This window comes from Paraburkholderia sediminicola (genome assembly GCF_046026855.1).
Taxonomy (GTDB): Bacteria; Pseudomonadota; Gammaproteobacteria; order Burkholderiales; family Burkholderiaceae; genus Paraburkholderia; species Paraburkholderia sediminicola_A.
Window position 1 is genome coordinate 51603 of sequence record NZ_JAQQET010000034.1, and the last position, 17319, is coordinate 68921.

At 61.1% G+C, this 17319-nt stretch carries 19 protein-coding genes; 8 read left to right on the forward strand and 11 right to left on the reverse strand.

Annotated features, from left to right (window positions below; genetic code table 11):
• Positions 1–201: 201 nt before the first annotated feature.
• The 3 genes from trhA to PQR40_RS30310 form a co-directional block, all read right to left on the reverse strand.
• Complete coding sequence (gene trhA / locus PQR40_RS30300; RefSeq protein ID WP_408218312.1) at positions 202–822, reverse strand: PAQR family membrane homeostasis protein TrhA; 621 nt, start codon at positions 820–822, stop codon at positions 202–204.
• A 118-nt stretch (positions 823–940) separates the two neighbouring features.
• Entirely contained in the window at positions 941–2239 is a 1299-nt protein-coding gene (locus PQR40_RS30305; protein WP_408240913.1) for a c-type cytochrome, read from the reverse strand.
• Positions 2240–2260: 21 nt separating this feature from the next.
• Positions 2261–2992, reverse strand: a complete 732-nt coding sequence (locus PQR40_RS30310) for a c-type cytochrome (protein WP_408240916.1) — start codon at positions 2990–2992, stop codon at positions 2261–2263.
• Positions 2993–3360: 368 nt separating this feature from the next.
• Here PQR40_RS30310 and copC point away from each other — a divergent pair, with 368 nt between their 5' ends.
• On the forward strand, positions 3361–3738 hold the full coding sequence (copC, locus tag PQR40_RS30315; protein ID WP_408510502.1) for a copper homeostasis periplasmic binding protein CopC: 378 nt from the start codon (positions 3361–3363) through the stop codon (positions 3736–3738).
• Complete coding sequence (locus PQR40_RS30320; protein WP_408340563.1) at positions 3735–4664, forward strand: CopD family protein; 930 nt, start codon at positions 3735–3737, stop codon at positions 4662–4664. Before copC ends, PQR40_RS30320 begins: the two co-directional genes overlap by 4 nt.
• A gap of 85 nt (positions 4665–4749) precedes the next feature.
• Here PQR40_RS30320 and PQR40_RS30325 read toward each other — a convergent pair whose 3' ends face one another.
• The 3 genes from PQR40_RS30325 to dgoD form a co-directional block, all read right to left on the reverse strand.
• The gene (locus PQR40_RS30325) at positions 4750–4971 is read right to left on the reverse strand and encodes a YodC family protein (RefSeq protein WP_408240925.1); all 222 of its coding nucleotides are present in this window, start codon (positions 4969–4971) and stop codon (positions 4750–4752) included.
• A gap of 26 nt (positions 4972–4997) precedes the next feature.
• Positions 4998–5300, reverse strand: a complete 303-nt coding sequence (locus PQR40_RS30330) for a hypothetical protein (RefSeq protein ID WP_408218326.1) — start codon at positions 5298–5300, stop codon at positions 4998–5000.
• Between the two features lie 348 nt (positions 5301–5648).
• A complete protein-coding gene (gene dgoD, locus PQR40_RS30335) occupies positions 5649–6797 on the reverse strand; it encodes a galactonate dehydratase (protein ID WP_408240928.1) in 1149 nt (382 codons plus the stop codon).
• A gap of 202 nt (positions 6798–6999) precedes the next feature.
• Here dgoD and PQR40_RS30340 point away from each other — a divergent pair, with 202 nt between their 5' ends.
• Complete coding sequence (locus PQR40_RS30340) at positions 7000–7707, forward strand: FadR/GntR family transcriptional regulator (protein WP_408510526.1); 708 nt, start codon at positions 7000–7002, stop codon at positions 7705–7707.
• A gap of 53 nt (positions 7708–7760) precedes the next feature.
• On the opposite strand, the gene PQR40_RS30345 is transcribed toward PQR40_RS30340, so the two are convergent.
• Complete coding sequence (locus tag PQR40_RS30345; protein ID WP_408510527.1) at positions 7761–9248, reverse strand: DHA2 family efflux MFS transporter permease subunit; 1488 nt, start codon at positions 9246–9248, stop codon at positions 7761–7763.
• Positions 9249–9442: 194 nt separating this feature from the next.
• Between PQR40_RS30345 and PQR40_RS30350 the strand changes: the two genes are divergently transcribed.
• Positions 9443–9886 (forward strand): MarR family winged helix-turn-helix transcriptional regulator, encoded by a 444-nt coding sequence (locus tag PQR40_RS30350; protein WP_408240934.1) that lies wholly within the window; start codon positions 9443–9445, stop codon positions 9884–9886.
• A 127-nt stretch (positions 9887–10013) separates the two neighbouring features.
• On the opposite strand, the gene PQR40_RS30355 is transcribed toward PQR40_RS30350, so the two are convergent.
• On the reverse strand, positions 10014–10343 hold the full coding sequence (locus tag PQR40_RS30355; RefSeq protein WP_408394295.1) for a hypothetical protein: 330 nt from the start codon (positions 10341–10343) through the stop codon (positions 10014–10016).
• Positions 10344–10617: 274 nt separating this feature from the next.
• On the opposite strand from PQR40_RS30355, the gene PQR40_RS30360 reads away from it, so the two are divergent.
• Complete coding sequence (locus PQR40_RS30360) at positions 10618–11031, forward strand: hypothetical protein (protein ID WP_408510503.1); 414 nt, start codon at positions 10618–10620, stop codon at positions 11029–11031.
• Positions 11032–11677: 646 nt separating this feature from the next.
• Complete coding sequence (locus tag PQR40_RS30365) at positions 11678–12118, forward strand: hypothetical protein (RefSeq protein ID WP_408510504.1); 441 nt, start codon at positions 11678–11680, stop codon at positions 12116–12118.
• A gap of 157 nt (positions 12119–12275) precedes the next feature.
• Here the strand turns inward: PQR40_RS30365 and PQR40_RS30370 are convergent, their stop codons facing one another.
• The gene (locus PQR40_RS30370; protein ID WP_408510505.1) at positions 12276–13187 is read right to left on the reverse strand and encodes a hypothetical protein; all 912 of its coding nucleotides are present in this window, start codon (positions 13185–13187) and stop codon (positions 12276–12278) included.
• A gap of 143 nt (positions 13188–13330) precedes the next feature.
• Here PQR40_RS30370 and PQR40_RS30375 point away from each other — a divergent pair, with 143 nt between their 5' ends.
• On the forward strand, positions 13331–13921 hold the full coding sequence (locus tag PQR40_RS30375; protein ID WP_408510506.1) for a hypothetical protein: 591 nt from the start codon (positions 13331–13333) through the stop codon (positions 13919–13921).
• A gap of 396 nt (positions 13922–14317) precedes the next feature.
• On the opposite strand, the gene PQR40_RS30380 is transcribed toward PQR40_RS30375, so the two are convergent.
• Both PQR40_RS30380 and PQR40_RS30385 read right to left on the reverse strand, forming a co-directional pair.
• Positions 14318–15355, reverse strand: a complete 1038-nt coding sequence (locus PQR40_RS30380) for a helix-turn-helix domain-containing protein (RefSeq protein WP_408510507.1) — start codon at positions 15353–15355, stop codon at positions 14318–14320.
• Positions 15356–15608: 253 nt separating this feature from the next.
• A complete protein-coding gene (locus PQR40_RS30385; RefSeq protein WP_408510508.1) occupies positions 15609–16034 on the reverse strand; it encodes a helix-turn-helix domain-containing protein in 426 nt (141 codons plus the stop codon).
• 197 nt (positions 16035–16231) lie between these two features.
• On the opposite strand from PQR40_RS30385, the gene PQR40_RS30390 reads away from it, so the two are divergent.
• Complete coding sequence (locus tag PQR40_RS30390; RefSeq protein ID WP_408510509.1) at positions 16232–17314, forward strand: CAP domain-containing protein; 1083 nt, start codon at positions 16232–16234, stop codon at positions 17312–17314.
• The last annotated feature ends 5 nt before the right edge of the window (positions 17315–17319 follow it).

The window sequence follows — 17319 nt, forward strand, 5'->3', positions numbered from 1 at the left end:
CGCGAACGGCACCAGACGGCACCAAATGGGCCCAAGCTGGTACAAGCGCGGCATGAACACGCCCGCATGGCGCGTTCGAGGCCAAAGCCCGGTTCCGGTCGCAGAGAAATCGGCGGCACGCGGGAAACGCGTGCCGAATGCTTCAACGCGCTATGCAGACACGTTGACTGGCCTTTAGTTGCATTTCGCCGCCGTGGGGTGTCACGCGACGTAGCGCGCGACACTGACGAATTGACACAGACTGCCCGCCAGTACGAACAGGTGCCAGATACCATGTCCGTGCCGGATGCGCTCGTCGTTGATGAAGAAGTAGATGCCGGCGCTGTAGATGACCCCGCCGGCCACGAGCCAGGCGGTACCCGCTGCCGGTAAGGCTTGAACCAGCGGGCGGACGGCAACGAGCGCGAGCCATCCCATCAAGACATACAGCACCATCGAAACGCTGCGGGTGCGTCGCCCGAGCGTCAGTTCCTGCACGATGCCGAGAGCGGCAAGCCCCCAGCTTACGCCGAAAAGCGACCAGCCCCACGGTCCGCGCAACGTAACAAGTGTGAACGGGGTGTAACTGCCGGCAATCAGCAGGTAGATCGCTGAATGATCGCATTTTTGCAGAACGGCTTTCACGCGCGGGTTGCGCACGCTGTGGTAAAGCGTGGAGATAGCATACAGCACGAACAACATTGCACCGTACACACTGAAACTCACCACTTTGTACGCGTCACCGTCGAGCGCGCCCATTGTCACGAGCGCAGCAAGACCCGCCACCGACAGTACGGCGCCGACGAGATGGGTAATGCTGTTGAAACGCTCACCGACATGCACGGCTCTTTCCTCCTGCGCGGTTTCATAAGGGTTTATCCCCACATGATACCGGTCCTGAAAAAACGAAGGGCGCGGCCGCGAGTTTCGCTGGCCGCGCCCCCGGTGCATCGAACGCTGCTTAGTCGAGCGGCGCCGAACGCAGATCCGACACTTGCTGCGGCGAGACAGCCGTACCGTGGTTGCCCCACGACATACGAATGTACGTCACGACCGCTGCCACTTCCGTGTTCGACAGCGCCTGCGCGAACGGCGGCATGCCGTACGGATGCGGGTTGGCTGTCGTGCTCGGCGGATAACCGCCGTTCAGCACCATGCGGATCGGGTTGACCGCCGACGGCATCTGGATCGACTGATTGTTCGCGAGCGGCGGGAAGGCCGGCGGCATGCCGAGGCCATTCGTCGCGTGGCACTTCGCGCAGTTGTCAGCGTAGATCTTCTGACCTTGCTTCAACAGTTCGCCACCGAACTTTTCCGAGGTTTCGAGCTGCAGCGGTTCCGGTGCTTCGCTCTTCTGCGGAATTGTCTTCAGGTACGTGGCCATTGCGTTGATGTCTTCGTCCGACATGTACTGCAGGCTGTTGTGAACCACTTCAGCCATCGGACCGAACACCGCGCCACGGTTCGACACACCGGTCTTCAGCAGGTCGGCGATGTCTTTGGTTTCCCAGTCGCCGAGGCCGGCTTCCTTGTTCGACGTCAACGACGGCGCATACCAGTTCTGCAGCGGGATCAAGCCGCCGGCGAACGCAGCCGAGCTGACCGGGCCGCCCATTGCGTTGATCGACGTGTGGCACATGCCGCAGTGGCCGAGGCCTTCGATCAGGTACGCGCCACGGTTCCATTCGACCGACTTGGTCGGATCAGCCTTGTACTCGCCTTCGCGGAAGAACAGCGTGCGCCAGCCGATCAGCATGTTGCGCTGGTTGAACGGGAATTTCAGTTCGTGCGGACGGCTCGCCACATTGACCGGCGTAACCGAGCGCAGGTACGCGTAGATCGCGTCCGAGTCGGCGCGCGTGACCTTCGTGTAGCTCGTGAACGGGAAGCCCGGGTACAGCAGGCTGCCGTCTTTCGAACGGCCCGTGTGCATCGCGCGGTAGAAGTCGTCCTGCGTCCACTTGCCGATACCGTACTGGTCGTCAGGCGTGATGTTCGGCGTGAACATCGTGCCGAACGGCGTAGCCATCGGCAGGCCGCCGGCAAACTGCTTGCCGCCGCGCACCGTGTGGCAGGCGATACAGTCGCCTGCGCGGGCGAGGTACTCGCCCTTTTTGATCAGCGCGGCCTGGTCGGCGGGCGTTGCCGCCATAGCCGTGCCGTTATGCAGGTTGTCGCCGCCCGACCACAGGACGGGAACGAGTGCGGCAGCCGCAACGACGACGACTGCCGAGAGGGCGAACAAAGACTTGCGTTTCATTTGAGTGTCTCTCCCGGTGCCTTATTGCGGTTCGCTGCCGCAGGCAAGCGGAGTCTTCATCGAGCGGGCCGGAGCCGGCACGGGGTTTTGTGGGGCCGTTTGCGTGGCAAGCCATGAAGCGACGGCATTCACGTCGTCATCGGTCAGACGGGTGGCGATGGTGTGCATGCAATCAGGTGCGATGGCATGACGCGAGCCCGAACGCCATGCGCCCAACTGCGCGCTGATGTAGTCCGAATGCAGGCCGACCAGACCCGGGATAGCGGGTTCCATACCGGTCAGCGCCTTGCCGTGGCAAGCCGCGCAGGCCGGAATCTCTTTCGATGCGTCGCCGTGCAGCACGATCTGCTGGCCGCGCGCGACGATGGTTGCCGATACGGTCGGCTTGGACGGCGTGGGGTACGGCGGACGTTGCTGCGAGAAGTACGTGGCGATCTGATGAAGGTAGTCGTCTGAGAGATACGTGACGAGGTAGTTCATCGGCGGGTACTTGCGACGCCCTTCGCGGAAATTCTGCAACTGGTTGTACAGATAGTCGGCCGGCTTGCCCGCCAGACGCGGGAAGTAGTCGTTGTCGGTACCTTGGCCATGCGAGCCGTGGCAAGCCGTGCAGCCTTGCACGCGCGCTTCCATCGTATCGGGGGCCTTCGGTTGAGTCTGCGCTTTCGCAGCGCTATAGACACCCGCGGAGCCGATCAGCAGAAGGGCAAGCAACGGGCGGAAAATGCGTCTTGAAGACACGCGTAACTCCATCAAAATCGGGGACCTGACCGAACTTCGAGCGGCTCGGTGTGAAGGGCAGCCGGCGCTGCGGCGACGCAGCATTCTATCATCGAAGGGTGATGATGACTATTTGCCACAGAAGAGAAGGTTCCGGGTGTGACAGGCGTGCGACAGTTTGACGCGCATCGCCGCGTTGCCGGCGGCCGTGTATCTCGATTTCGTCTGCGGGATCACGGGCGCAGGTGCCGCTCCCGTTGGCATCGATAACAAAGCGGGTTGAACCGACGCGCGCGCCGGCCATCGAAGCGTACACTTCCGGGCGCGCCGGCGTCTGTCCGGCGCCCTCGCTCCCCGGCTCAACGTCCACCGTTTTACTTTCCACACGCTATCGGCCTTACATGAAGCTATTCAATTTTTCCCGTCCGGCGCTGTGCGCGTTGACGTTCGGCGCCGCGGCGCTGGTGATGACGTCCACGGCTTTTGCCCATGCGCATCTGGTGTCGAGCGAGCCGGCGGCGAACGCTGAAGTGGCCGCGCCCACTGAAGTGACGATCCATTTCACCGAGCCGCTCGAGCCGGCTTTCAGCAGAATCGATCTGAGCGACACGAGCGGCAAGCCCGCCGCGCCCGCGGCGTCGCAAGTCGACAAGAGTGACGCAAAGGCGATGCACCTGGCGCTGCCGCAGTTGACGGCGGGCCGCTATGCCGTGCACTGGATCGCGGTTGCCACGGACGGCCACCGTACCCAAGGTGACTTTGCGTTCATCGTCAAATGAGCATCGACGGACTCTGGATCGGGCAGGTCGCCATGGCCGCGCTCATGAATGTCGCGTTTGCGTTTGCTGTTGGGTCGGCGTTGCTCGGCGCGTGGCTCGCCAAGGACGCGCAGGTCAAGATCGCGCCGGCGCGGCCCGCCTGGTTGCGCGCGCAACGGTCGATGCTGACGGCGACCGTCGTGCTGGTGCTCGCGGATCTCGGCTGGCTGTTGTACCAGGCGGCGTCGATGAGTGGCGTCGCGTTGCCGTCAGCCATCGGCGTGGTGCCGACTGTATTGACGCAAACCCATGTCGGTTACGGCTGGAGCGTGGCCTTCGCCGGCGCGCTGGTGTTGCTGGGCACGGCGATGGCCAGTCATACGGGCATGCTGCGCAATGCGCTGCTGTGGTTCGCGGTGATTGCGATTGCAGCGGGCAAGGCGTCGCTCGGGCATGCGGCCGACGCCGGCCCAGCCTCGGCGGCGATCGGCATGCAGACGCTGCATGTGCTGGTCACGAGCGTCTGGGGCGGGCTGGCAATGGCGGCGGGGCTTTCGGTATTGCCTGCGCTCGGTACGTCGACCGCTCGCGGAATGTTGATCCGCACAGCGACCCAGGTGTCGCACGTATCGGTGGTCGCGGTTGGACTGGTGCTGCTGACGGGCATCTTCAATGCCGTGCGCGGTTCGGGCGGCTCGTTCGAAGCCATCGAGATGAGCACATGGGGCCATGTGCTGACGCTGAAGCTCGCGCTGGTCGCGCTCGCACTGGTGCTCGGCGGACTCAACCGCTTCCTGGCGCTGCCGCGCTTGCGCCGCACGGCCTCGACGATGGACGCGCATACCTTCGTCAACGTGCTGTATCTGGAAGCGCTGGCGATGATCGGCGTGTTCGTCGCAGCGGCCGTGTTGTCGCACAGCGTGCCGGCATTCGCCGCGTTGGGCTGAGGTCAAAAAAAGCGCCGCACAGCAAAGGCGTGCGGCGCAATACACACGGTCGCCCGGCGGTGGCCGGCTGATCCGTTACTGCCCTCTAGGCGGCAAGCGCGTTGTGCGTCGGCTCCAGCGTCTCTTCCGGAAACATCTCCTGCTGCAGCTCGCCGTCGTCGCCGAACCACTGGCAGATCAGCCAGTTGCCTGGCGCGAATAGCACTGGCCCGGTCCAGGTGGCCGTCATCGGGCGTCCGCCGGATTTGAGCGTCAGGACGTCGCCGGCGCGGTAGGCGGGTTTTGCAGGTCTCTTTCCCAGTCGCATGGTGGGCTTCCGTTCGATCAAACCGGTTATTCGAGGCCGAGCCGGTGTCCGAGAATCGGTGCGCAGAAGAGCGCGATCGCGCAGCCTGCTGCCTTACCTTCCAGTGCCGCGCCTGCGGCGCGCGAGCCGTACATATGCGTCAGCAGATCGAAGAGTTGCGGCAGGCAGTACAGCACCGCGGCAGCGATAAAGCATTTTTCGACGACCGAGATGCGCCAGCCGCGTTCATAGGCGAGCATCGCGCCGAGGATGCGAAGCACGCCGAACACCACCAGCGCGCCGACGGCAGCCTGTTCGCGGATCAGATAGTCAGGAAGAAATTCGCCCATGATGTTCCCCAATGCATTTGTCGTTTGAATACATTTGAGCAAGGACTGGGCCATGCGTATGTCTGATGCCGAACAAACGGCGTGAAAGCCTTTATCAGAAAGGCTTTGAGCGATGCAGGGGAGCGCTAGGAAAGCGCCGGAGAATGCGGTTTTCGACCCTTTCGGTCCGGGATGTTACGTAACTGCGAGGCCGCGAACGTGACGCGACCGTAACGCGTGGCTACCGTCTGGCTGAGGCGTACCCGGCTCGATGTATCGCCGGATTCGAACCATGCGGCTGGCCGGCGGCAGAAAAGACAACGCCGCCCGCAGGCGGCGTTCGATCATTCAGGCAAACCAGTCACACGCTTACCATTCCGCGACGCTGCCATCCTCGTGACGCCACACCGGATTGCGCCAGCGGTGGCCGACCTTCGCCATTTCGCGCACCTTCTCTTCGTTCACTTCGATACCGAGGCCCGGGCCTTGTGGAATCGACACGAAGCCATCTTCGTATTTGAAGACTTCGGGGTTCTTGATGTAGTCGAGCAGATCGTTGCCCTTGTTGTAGTGAATGCCCAGGCTCTGTTCCTGGATAAACGCGTTGTAACTCACCGCATCGATCTGCAGACAGGTGGCCAGCGCGATCGGACCGAGCGGGCAGTGCAGCGCGAGCGCGACGTCGTATGCCTCGGCCATCGACGCGATCTTGCGGCACTCGGTAATCCCGCCCGCGTGGGACGCGTCCGGCTGGATGATGTCGACGTAGCCGCCCGACAGGATGTGCTTGAAGTCCCAGCGCGAATACAGGCGTTCGCCCAACGCGATCGGCGTGTTGGTCTGGTTGACGATGTCGCGCAAGGCTTCCGCGTTTTCCGATAGCACCGGCTCTTCGATGAAGAGCAGCTTGTACGGGTCGAGTTCTTTCGCCAGCACCTTCGCCATCGGCTTATGCACGCGGCCGTGGAAGTCCACGCCGATGCCGATGTTCGGTCCAACCGCTTCTCGCACGGCGGCGACGTTGTTGATGACGCCTTGCACCTTGTCGAAGGTGTCGATGATCTGCAGTTCTTCCGAGCCGTTCATCTTCACGGCCTTGAAGCCGCGTTCGACCACGGCGCGCGCGTTATTCGCGACATCGCTCGGCCGGTCGCCGCCGATCCATGAATACACCTTGATCTTGTCGCGCACCTGGCCGCCGAGCAGCGCATGAATCGGCACGCCATGATGTTTGCCCTTGATGTCCCACAGCGCCTGGTCGACGCCGGCGATCGCGCTCATGGTGATCGGGCCGCCGCGGTAGAAGCCCGCGCGATACATCACCTGCCAGTGGTCTTCGATCAGCAGCGGGTCTTTGCCGATCAGGTAGTCGGACAGTTCCTCGACGGCGGCCGCCACGGTATGCGCGCGGCCTTCGACCACCGGTTCCCCCCAGCCGACAATGCCCTCGTCAGTCTCGATCTTCAGGAAGCACCAGCGCGGCGGGACGATGAAGGTTTCGAGCTTGGTGATTTTCATGGTGTGCGTCTCCTGGCGGCTTGGGCGTCTGCGAAATATTTCGAGGATTCACATGCTACAACAAAAGGGTGTTTAAGTACTATTAATAGTACTATTGGCCAAATATTGGCTGGACACCGAGTGCGGGCCGGCGTTGAAACAGTGAGTGCGCCGGTTGAGATGCCGGATAATCGCGGTCGTTCCGGGCTCAGGCCCGCTATCAATAGCGCCGAGAGGCCGCTGGGAGAAAGCTATTCAGCACGATCTGCATGGGCGCGTCGCTCATCTGCTGGCGACCGCGATTCTGCGCGGCGACTACGCGCCTGACTCGATCCTGCCGCGCGAGGCGGAGTTGATGGACACCTTCGGCGTGAGCCGGACGGTGTTGCGCGAGGCGCTTCGCACGCTGACATCGAAAGGGTTGATCGAATCGCGTCCGCGAGTGGGCACGCGAGTGCGGCCGAAAATTGCGTGGAATCTGCTCGATGTCGATGTGCTCGACTGGTACTCGCGCGTCGCCGAGCCGATGGCGTTTGCGCTCAAGTTGCAGGAAATGCGCGAGATGATCGAGCCGTACGCGGCGGGTCTGGCGGCGGCCTCGCATATGGACGGCACCTTCAATGCGCTGGCGGCGGCGCATGCGTCGATGGTCGGAGCGCGCAATGTCGACGAATGGGTGCGCGCCGATCTGCAGTTTCATTTGAGCGTGCTGACGGCATGCAGCAACGAATTGCTGATTCCGCTCGGCACGCTGATCGAGCGCACGTTGGAGGCGCAACTACGCCTGAATGCAAAACGCGCGGACGTGTTCAATGCATCGCTCGCGGAGCACACCGCAGTGTTCGAAGCGATTCGCGACCGTGACGCGGCGGCGGCGCGCGAGGCGATGGCGGGATTGCTCGGGGTGACGCGCGGAAGAATCGAAGGGTGAGCACGGCGCGAACGCGCCATGTGTTTCGCCCGGCAATTCATCCCCGGCCTTCGTTAGTCCATCGCGGCGTGCGCCACCGATGCATCCGGCGCTTGGCGTGACGGGCGGATCAACAACAGCAGCGGAATGACCAGCAGTGTTGCCAGGAACATCAGCTTGAAGTCGTTCAGATAAGCGATCATCGACGCCTGCTGTGTAATCGATACGTTCAGCGCCGCCAGGTCGTAGTTCGAGCCGCTGTTGAGCATCGGCTGGATCGCCGGATTGAAGGGCGTGATATTCGCGACGAGGTCCGCGTGCGACACCTGCGTGTTGCGCGTCATCAGCGTCTGTACGATCGAAATGCCGATACTGCTGCCGATATTGCGCATCAGGCTGTACGTCGCGGTGCCGTCCGCGCGCAGTTCCGGCGTAAGCGTGGAGAAGGTGAGCGCGCTCAACGGCACGAACACGAGGCCCAAACCGAAGCCCTGGATCACGCCAGGCCAGACGATATCCGACGCCGACAGCACGATCGTGTAATGCATCATTTGCCACAGCGCGAATGCAGAGATCAGAAAGCCGGCAAGCAGGAGAAGCCGCGCATCGACCCGCTTCAATAGCCGTCCGGCGATCAGCATCGCGACCATGGTCCCCGCGCCGCTTGGCGCCGTGACGAGTCCCGTGGTCGCGACCGGGTAGTTCATCAGGTTTTGCAGCATCGGCGGCAGTAGCGCGCGTGTCGCGTACATCACCGCGCCGATCACGAAGATGAAGAACGTGCCGGTGGCGAAGTTCGGGTCCTTCAGCAACTCGTATTTGAAGAACGATTTCTTGCCGACCGTCGCCGTATGCACGAGGAAGAACGCGAAGCTGATCGCCGCGATCAGCGCCTCGATCACGATTTCATGCGAGCCGAACCAGTCGAGCTGTTCGCCGCGATCGAGCATCGCCTGCAGCCCGCCGATGGCGAGCCCCAAGGTGGCAAAACCGAATGCGTCGAACTTCGCGTCGTGCTTTGGTTCACGCGCGGGCAGGAAGGTTGCCACGCCGAACAGCGCGAACGCGCCGATCGGCACGTTGATGAAAAACACCCAGCGCCAGTTGTAGCTATCGGTGAGCCAGCCGCCGAGCGTCGGCCCGAGAATCGGTCCGACCATCACACCCATGCCCCACACCGCCATCGCCTGGCCCTGCTTTTCGCGCGGATTGATGTCGAGCAGGATCGACTGCGAGAGCGGCACCAGCGAGGCCCCGAAAACCCCCTGCAGCAAACGCGATGCGACGATCTGCGTCAGCGTTTCCGATAATCCGCACAGCGCCGAGGCGACGGTGAAGCCGCCGATCGCGAAGATCAGCAGCCGCTTGACGCTCAGCCGGTCGGACAGCCAGCCGGTCAACGGCGTGGCGATCGCGGCCGCGACGATATACGAGGTCAGCACCCACGTGATCTCATCCTGCGACGCCGACAGCGTGCCCTGCATGTGCGGCAGTGCGACGTTGGCGATGGTGCTGTCGAGCGTCTGGATCAACGTCGCGAGCATGATCGAGACGGTGATCATCGGCCGGTTGAGCGGGGCGGCGCTCGTCGGCGGGAAGTCGGAGGGCATGGGGGAGCCGGATTGTCGATATAGTAAGCATGCTTAGTATATCGGCTGCAAGCGCGTGCGCCCATCAGGAATTATGCGGAGCCTGAATTGCACCCGTTTTGACCATTCCGACGATGACAAACGAAAGCCTTTCGTATAATCCGCGCATGACCACCCAACTCGAAGAACGCTTCGGCTTTCTGATTTCCGACGTCGGCCGCCTGACAGGCAAGCGTTTTGACGATCTCGCGAAGTCATCGGTCGATCTGACGCGCGCGCAGTGTCGCGTGCTGGCCAACCTCGCCCATTACGGCGACGTCAACCAGGCTCGGCTCGCGGATCTGCTCGAAGTCGCGCCGATTTCGGCGGGACGTCTGCTGGATCGCATGGAAGAGGGGGGCTGGATCGAGCGCACGGCCAATCCGCAGGATCGCCGCGAGCGCCAGGTGCGCATGACGCCGAAGGCCGAGCGCACCCTCGGCAAGGCCCGCAAGGTAGGTGATGAAGTTGCGCTCGAGGCGCTGAACGGTTTTACCGACAACGAAGCGAAGCAGCTCATCGCGTTGTTGCAACGCGTGCGCGGTAACCTCAGCCGCCTCGTGGATCGTTGAGCGCGGGGCTTGCCAGGTTTAGCTCGCGCTACACCGGACAAAGGTACTGCAAAGGAGCTAGCGCAAGCCCGCTCCTTTTTCGTTGCGAGCCTTGAAGCCGATGGCTCGCATCCGCAAAGCCATTCGCCTATTTGGATTCGGACGCGGCACCCGAGGGCTGAACCAGTTCGAAGCACGCTGCCCTGGTTTTCGCATCAGTCGGCGACGGGTCGATGCATTTGAAAGCGCTCTGATCGCGCTGAACGAAAATCGTATTGGCCGAGCCGGCATCAACGTGGGCGCCATTCACTACCGCGACGATTTTGTAGCCGTCCTGCAGCAGCGTCGCAAGCATGAGCGAACTGGCGCGCCACTGACTGTCGGGCGGCGTTTGAGCGTTAGCGGTAAGCGGCGACGCGGTGGCGAGAAGCGCGAAGGATGCAGTGGCCGCGGCAAGCGCGGCGGTGCGGAACGTCATCAAGAAACCTCCTTGAAGTTGCTGTTTGGAAAGCCAAAAACAAAAAAGCCGCTGACCTTATGGATCAGCGGCTTTTTCTTGCAACTGGTGGCGAATCAGGGAGGACAACCCGCTCCCGAGAGTTCGTCAGCAAAATCAGACGCTTAGGCGATGGTGAGCCAGAAATCGTATGAAAAATAAACGGCTCACTGATAGTATCACGTTCGTTTTCGATATGTGCGTCAGTCCCAAAGGACGCCGGGCCCGCAACTTCACACTCCGCTCGCAAAGAAGAATGAAATCTCTCTTGCCACCCAAAAAGCCGTGGACCTTCACGCGATGCCTGAATGTGTTTGGAACGATCGGCTATTTGATCGTTATCTTGGTGGTTGGCCTTCTACCTCTTCCGCACTATCCGTGGCATCTTATTGCGATTGAGCAATGGTTGATCGAATCAGTGAGTCCGATGCATTTCGGAATCGGCGCGGTCGCTCCGACAATACTCTTGTTTGGGACGCAGAAATGGAAGCACCTTCCCGATTTTTTTGCTTTTCTCTTGCTTCATGCCTTTGAAATCGTCGAGGCCATTTTTTTAGCGATGGCGATCGCGTCTCTCATTGGAAATGAAACGAAGGAGTGGGTTGAGTGGCTGGGATGGTTTTGGGTGTTCTTCTGCTCTCGGCTTATTGTTCACGAAACGATCCATTGACAATTTGACCGCGACGCAAGCAATTCCCAGAATAATGCCTGCCTCTCCGATAGTAATGACCATGTCAGTCTCCTGTTTGCTTCAAACTCTATTGATCTCACTCGGATGCGCCCTGCCAAAGGCTAGTTTCGTCCGCACAGGCCTTCGAAGAACCTATCCGCAGTGCTGTCTTCTCACCTCATCGGCGGACTGTCAAGGAACGAGATAAGGCTTTCGGTTGGCGCCTCCCCCATCTCTGATGAACGGTCTGATGGGTTTGATGACGGGGCGGCAGGCATTTCTCGCGGCAACATACGGGAATCGACGAGATCGGGTCAGCCTCGGCAAACTCAATACTGATAGAAACCGCTTCGGAGCCGAATCGGCGGCAACGGCCGCCAGTCCCGCACCGCACCGTTTTTTCGCCTACACGCGTCGGTCGTCTTGAACGCGCGACCTCGCGCTTAGCGAGCCGATTTCCGAGCATACGAGCTACTGAAAAATGCAGTGAGCATAATCAGCAAGCCACTCTGGTGGATCGTCCATGTTGATGCCACGGGGCCGACGCCGGTCGCTCATCTAGCGCAGAAATCTTCCGGGCGGCGGATTATTGTTGCTCGTCGTGCTGTTCCTCCCCACATCTCAATCGCGACTTGGCCTGCGCCTTATGAAAGACTCCCTTCCACTGATCGCAGCCGCCTTTTCGTTTCTTGGCGTCGTCATAGGCGCTCTTCTTCAATATTGGCTCACCCGCCACCTCGATCGGCAGAAGCATCACCAAGAGCTTCGAACGCAGGCTTACACGGACTATCTGAAATGTGTGTCCGAGCACGCCAATGCGAGAAACCCGCGCGACTCTGCCGAAGGGCGCGACCTGGGGTTTAGAACAGCGGACGCCAAATGCCGCATTTGCCTATACGGAGCCCCCGTCGTTGTGAGTGCGTTCTCAGCGTTTGAGCGGCTTGGAGCGACGATGAGCACGAAGGAGCAGCGAGCGGCATTCACTCAAATGGTCTTGGAAATGAGAAACGACTCGGCGCGCAATGGACACGTTGAATCGGCTGAACTCGAAACGGTTCTTCTTGGATACGGCGAGAAAAAGAATTGACGCGCAGCGCCGAAAGCGATTGGACGGGGCGAGCGACACCGATCATTTGGGCCTGCCTGCGCGACCACGAAGCGCGGTGGCAAGGCTTTCTTCGCGAGGGCGTTTTCGCCTCCTCAGTCGGCCTCATGGCAGCCACCTCAACAGCAGGCGAAACTTCCTATGCGCCGTCGTTGGCCGGGATGCGCTTCACCGCGCAGGCCCGAAGCGCAAGCTCTTTCGCGGCAAACTGCGGATAGTCGCTCCCAAGCGGAGTTTCACCCGGCCCCTTAAACAGGTCGGCCCGGGCGTCTGAGGCGTCGATCATGCAAAGCGTGTTGTCGTAATAGGCCGCTGCCGCCGCAAGCGTGTTGAGCGACCGAATGATTTCGCGAAGATCGGTCTTTCGCGTTGCCCGCCAGTGCCTTGGCCAATCAAGAACGCTTCCTTGGAACAAACCGTCGCGAGCGTCTTTCAGATGCTTGTCGAACGGCACCAGATACCTCGGCGGAACGATCTGATTCATGAATGAGCGCGTGAACGACGCTCCAATGATCCGTTGCGAGTGCTCCATTCGCGCGGCGTCGATGAGCGGCTGGCCGAGATACACGCAGCGCTCTTTGTGCAGCACCGCCTCGCCAAGAGCAAGCGCGCCACGCAACGGCAAACCGATTTCCAGACTATGGCAAATCATCTCGTTGCAAACGTCGAGCAGGTTGTCACACGGAATGGGGTGATACTGCCAGCCGTGGGCAGGCTCAGACGCGCGACGCTCGCGCTCGGCTGGCGTCAGGTCAAGCGCGGTTGGGTGTCGAGCCTCAGGAAAATCAGTGTGCGTCCACACAAGCAGAGAATCGCTTGCATAAGCGCCATGAAGACGGGAAAAGACAAAGGCGTCGCCGTCTGATAGCCAGTAGGCGCTTTCAGAAAACCCCATCTCTCCGAAAACGCGGCCCATGTGTTCATTCTTCGCGTCCACCAGGTCGATCAGCGCGACATATTTTTGAAGCATGCCGCCTAAGCCGAGATCGGAGAACCGCGTTTCAAATCCCAGCACGTCAAAGAAACAAAGCGAAAAGCGATTGAATTTCATGTGGAACGCTCCGCATCGACCCGGACACTTTGGATTTTGCCTTGTCTGGCAAGCTTTTGCGAAGTAGCGCCCACTCACTATGCCGCAAACGCAGCGAAGGGGATGATTGACCGCAAAGTGATTTAGCATTGAGAAGACGCCATATGGGCGTGGTCATTTTCAGCGCGAAGCGCGGGTGGACTATGGGATTGCTCTTGACGCTGCAAGAGGCGGAGGGGTGGCACGGGCAATACCGTCGCATGCTTCGCTGGCGCGATCGCGTTTGCGCGATCGACGCCGAGCGCTCATCGGCCGACCAGCTTGATTTCCTTATAGCGTTCTTCGTCGCTTGCTTCCATCTGCGGGACTGGCTCAAAGACTCGGGCGTCGACGCCGAGCGCCTGAACGCGTTGTTTCAGGCGAACGTCGAGCTGCGCGTGTGCAGGGACATCGCGAACGGCTTCAAGCATTCCCGCTTGGACCGGGAGCCGTTCCACGATCCAACGTTCTCCGTGGTTCGCGAATATGTTCCGGCCGGTTGGCCGTCCAACCTGGGCCACGCGAACGCGCGTTGGTCGATCGTGGCGGGAGACAGCAAGCTCGATTTGGTCGAACTTGCTGGCCGATGCATCGCGATTTGGGATGGCTTCTTGGAAAAAACTCTTTGCCCTTGGTTTCCGAAAGACTTCGATCTTCTCGGCATGGTTGAAGGGGCTGAGTCTCGCCGACGGGTGTTGCGAGGGCGCCGATCGTGAACGGCGCGCAGCAAGTTGCTGCGTCGGCAAAGGACAGTTTTCGCGTTCGAGAAGCGCACCGCAAATGCACCGCGAAGCGGTGCGTCGGGTGTATAGGAAAGAAACTACAAGCAAAACGAGGCGAGAGCAAACATGCCTCGGCTCAGGCTGGCGGACTCGCAGAGCCGACGCCATGGGCGCAATATTTTGACTTGTGCGCTGTTTGCTTCTCTTTTTTTGGCTATACACCCGACGCACCATTTTTATGGTGAAAACCCACCGGGCGCGATTTTTCGAAAACGGCGCGAAACTCCGCCGCCGCTCATGCGGCGAACGAATCAAAAATCTCCCAAAGATTTCTCTCGCTGTCGATCGGATTGGCGTCGATTTGTCATCGGCCGTTTTGCGCAACGCAAACTACGCCTTCAATCGCCGGACCGCCGCGTCGTATTCGGACGCCAACCCCTGCGCCTCGCCGATCGTTTTTTCGCCCGAAGCCGCGACCGCCGATTGCTCTTCGCGCGCCTCGCTGGGCGTGCACCCAAACCGCTCTTTGAATGCGCGGCTGAATGTCTTCTCGCTTGAAAAGCCGGTCGCGTAGGCGATCTCTGAAACGCGCTCGCGCGCGTGCCGGGGGCTGACGAGGCGGCGCATCGCTTCGTCCAGGCGCTTGCCCCGAACATGCCGCGCCACGCCGCCGGACTCGTTGAACAACTCGTACAAGGTCGTCCGAGACACTTTCAGCGCCTTACACAAGGCGTCCGCGCCAAGCTCAGGGTCCAGCAAATGCCGCTCAACGTGCGCGAGCGCTTGCGCCCGCAGCATCGGCGCGAGCCTCGGGTCGTCCCGTGTCGCGTCGAGCTGCGCCTTCGGCAAAAGGCAAGCCGCCAGCAGGTCGAGCGTGGCCTCCGCCGCCACTTTTGATTGCTCGACCGACATCTCGGTCAAGACGGCCGCCAAAGTCCGGACGTGCGACGCCACCAGCGCGCCAATCGGATCGTTCTCGGCGAAGCATGCGCCGTGGAGGCGCGAGCCCTCGGGGAGCCGCTTGTCCAAGGCCAAGCGCGGGATGCTCAGGGTCAGCATCGGCGCGTTTCGGGCGAAGCCGATGTTCTCGACCGACATGTCTCGAACCGCCACGGAATTCAACGGCACCGCCTGCTGCCCGTCCGCGAATTCCGATGTCAACGAGCCGCCCAGCAAACAATGGACGAGATATTGATCGACCCCGGATGTCGCTATTCGCTTTCTCGTTCTTTGGAATTGCACCTCGTCTCGCGCCGCATGCTGGGTCAAAAGCATCGCCCCGCCCAAATCCCAAGTCTGGATTTTGGCTCGAAACTCGATGCCCTTCGGCCGCTTTATCTCATACATCGCCCGCAGGCTTTCCCGCCAGATTTCCTCGGCGTCGCCTGCGCGCATTTGCGCGCTGTCGAATCTCAATGGTTTTGGCATTCCCAACCCCGTCGCGTTTTTTGCAGTTTATTGGACGAAGGGCTCGCTTAACACCGCGCGGAAATCATTTCTCGGCGCTCTGGACGAAATGAGGCTCAAACGCGGACGATTTGTCCGACGCCGCCAAAAAATCGAACGGATCATACGCCCCATGCGAGTGGCATTTGTCGCTCGCGAAAACACAAAAGCAAATCGGGGAAGCGATGAAACGGATTTCGAGCGACAAAGCGGCGACGGGTTCGCCAGCATGCGTTCAGATTTTGACGCGCGGCGGCTTGCCATCCGTTGTTTGCAAGGCGATCTCAAATCGCTGGCGCATGACCTCCCGTTCCCGGGCGATCGCCGCCACCTCCGAAATGATTCGGAGAATCGCCCGCCGATCATCCTGCGGCAAACCGGCCACCAATTGCGCGATCGCGCCCGCGTCCTCGGCTCCGCCGCCTCTGTATTCTCCAAAAAGGGCGCTGAGCGGGCAGCGAAACAGATCGGCGAACTGGGCCAACCGATGGATCGACGGCACGATGACGCCGGTTTCGATTCTGGAAATGGTTTCCTTTTCCAGCCCCAAGGCGTCGCCCACCCGAGCTTGGGTGTATCCGGCGATTTTTCGCTCGCGCGCGATCGCGCGACCCACTTTGCGCGCCAAATCTTCGCCCCGGGCGTCGCTTTCGGCTTTCATCCTAACGTCTCCACGCGTCACAAAAAAACGACGCTTCACGTCATTTTCATTCTGCTTGCGCGCTGCGAATTGACGCCTGGCGTTATGATGTTGACGCATTAAATCAATTTAGGCGTTTCGAACATTCAACAAATTTGCGCGCGGCCTCAGCGCGAGCGGGGGCTCGCGCCGCCCGCGCGCGCATCGAGGGGCATCAAGTGAAAACGACCAACAAGACCATATTTCTCGCGGCGCTGGCCGCCGCAGCCCTCGCCGCGTGCGGCGGCGGAGGGGGCTCGTCATCCAATCCGACGGGGCAAACCAGCTCAACAGGGCAAACCGGGTCAACTGCGTCAACGCCCCAGCCCATCTCCTTGCTCGCAGCGACAGGGGCGTCCGTTGGCTCCCCGACGTTGACGGGCGACGCCGTCGCAGACTCGTTCGCCTACGCGAACAACAAGCGAGCTCAGCTTGGCCTTTCCCAACTAAAACAAATCGCCGCTGTGAACACTGCGGCTCAAAACCACGCGATCTACATGCATGATGCCAACGCGGTGGGCCACTATGAAGTCGCTGGCCAGCCGGGGTTCACCGGCGTTGCTCCTTCGGATCGCGTAAAGGCTGCTGGCTACACCACCAACTCCGTCGGCGAAATCGCCGCGGGGATCGGCGGCCCGTTCACGTCGTCTGCCGAAGCGGTCGATGGGCTGTTCGACGCGCCGTTCCACCGCGCGATTTTCCTGTTCGACACGACCGGCGTCGGCTTAGGCCAAGGCCCGGCGAACACCGACCCCGCGAAATATTCGACGTTGGTTGGCGATTTTGTTGACTACGTCCAGCAGACGCCCGACTACAAGCTCGTGGCTTATCCCTACGACGGGCAGACGAACGTGAAGCCGTCTTGGGTCGCCAACGAGTCGCCGAACCCCATGGCGAACGCGCCAACCTACATCGGAAAGACGGTCGGCTATCCGGTCACGCTGAGCGCTGCGGGCAACGGCGCGTTCTCCAACATCAACTTCTCGATCGCTGACGCTTCGGGCAACGCGGTGCCGTGCCAAGAGACGGACAACACGAACAACAGCGAATCGACCCGCTTGGCGATGTGCGTGCCGTTCCAGCCGCTCGCCAACAACGCAACCTACAAGGCAACGGTGTCAGGGTCTCTGACGAACACCAGCATTCCGACGGCGCAAGCGTTCTCCGTCTCGTGGTCGTTCACGACAGGCGTCGCGGCGGCGGTGCAAGCGCGCCAGCTTCCGGCCGGATCGGGCACGGCGCTTCCATCCGTTTTCAATTGAGGCGG

Excerpts from the sequence above, each read along its gene's own strand:
- PQR40_RS30305 (WP_408240913.1), bottom strand. The coding sequence starts at position 2,239 with ATGAAACGCAAGTCTTTGTTCGCCCTCTCGGCAGTCGTCGTCGTTGCG.
- PQR40_RS30310 (WP_408240916.1), bottom strand. The coding sequence starts at position 2,992 with ATGGAGTTACGCGTGTCTTCAAGACGCATTTTCCGCCCGTTGCTTGCC.
- copC (WP_408510502.1), top strand. The coding sequence starts at position 3,361 with ATGAAGCTATTCAATTTTTCCCGTCCGGCGCTGTGCGCGTTGACGTTC.
- PQR40_RS30320 (WP_408340563.1), top strand. The coding sequence starts at position 3,735 with ATGAGCATCGACGGACTCTGGATCGGGCAGGTCGCCATGGCCGCGCTC.
- PQR40_RS30325 (WP_408240925.1), bottom strand. The coding sequence starts at position 4,971 with ATGCGACTGGGAAAGAGACCTGCAAAACCCGCCTACCGCGCCGGCGAC.
- PQR40_RS30330 (WP_408218326.1), bottom strand. The coding sequence starts at position 5,300 with ATGGGCGAATTTCTTCCTGACTATCTGATCCGCGAACAGGCTGCCGTC.
- dgoD (WP_408240928.1), bottom strand. The coding sequence starts at position 6,797 with ATGAAAATCACCAAGCTCGAAACCTTCATCGTCCCGCCGCGCTGGTGC.
- PQR40_RS30345 (WP_408510527.1), bottom strand. The coding sequence starts at position 9,248 with ATGATCACCGTCTCGATCATGCTCGCGACGTTGATCCAGACGCTCGAC.
- PQR40_RS30350 (WP_408240934.1), top strand. The coding sequence starts at position 9,443 with ATGACCACCCAACTCGAAGAACGCTTCGGCTTTCTGATTTCCGACGTC.
- PQR40_RS30355 (WP_408394295.1), bottom strand. The coding sequence starts at position 10,343 with ATGACGTTCCGCACCGCCGCGCTTGCCGCGGCCACTGCATCCTTCGCG.
- PQR40_RS30360 (WP_408510503.1), top strand. The coding sequence starts at position 10,618 with ATGAAATCTCTCTTGCCACCCAAAAAGCCGTGGACCTTCACGCGATGC.
- PQR40_RS30365 (WP_408510504.1), top strand. The coding sequence starts at position 11,678 with ATGAAAGACTCCCTTCCACTGATCGCAGCCGCCTTTTCGTTTCTTGGC.
- PQR40_RS30370 (WP_408510505.1), bottom strand. The coding sequence starts at position 13,187 with ATGAAATTCAATCGCTTTTCGCTTTGTTTCTTTGACGTGCTGGGATTT.
- PQR40_RS30375 (WP_408510506.1), top strand. The coding sequence starts at position 13,331 with ATGGGCGTGGTCATTTTCAGCGCGAAGCGCGGGTGGACTATGGGATTG.
- PQR40_RS30380 (WP_408510507.1), bottom strand. The coding sequence starts at position 15,355 with ATGCCAAAACCATTGAGATTCGACAGCGCGCAAATGCGCGCAGGCGAC.
- PQR40_RS30385 (WP_408510508.1), bottom strand. The coding sequence starts at position 16,034 with ATGAAAGCCGAAAGCGACGCCCGGGGCGAAGATTTGGCGCGCAAAGTG.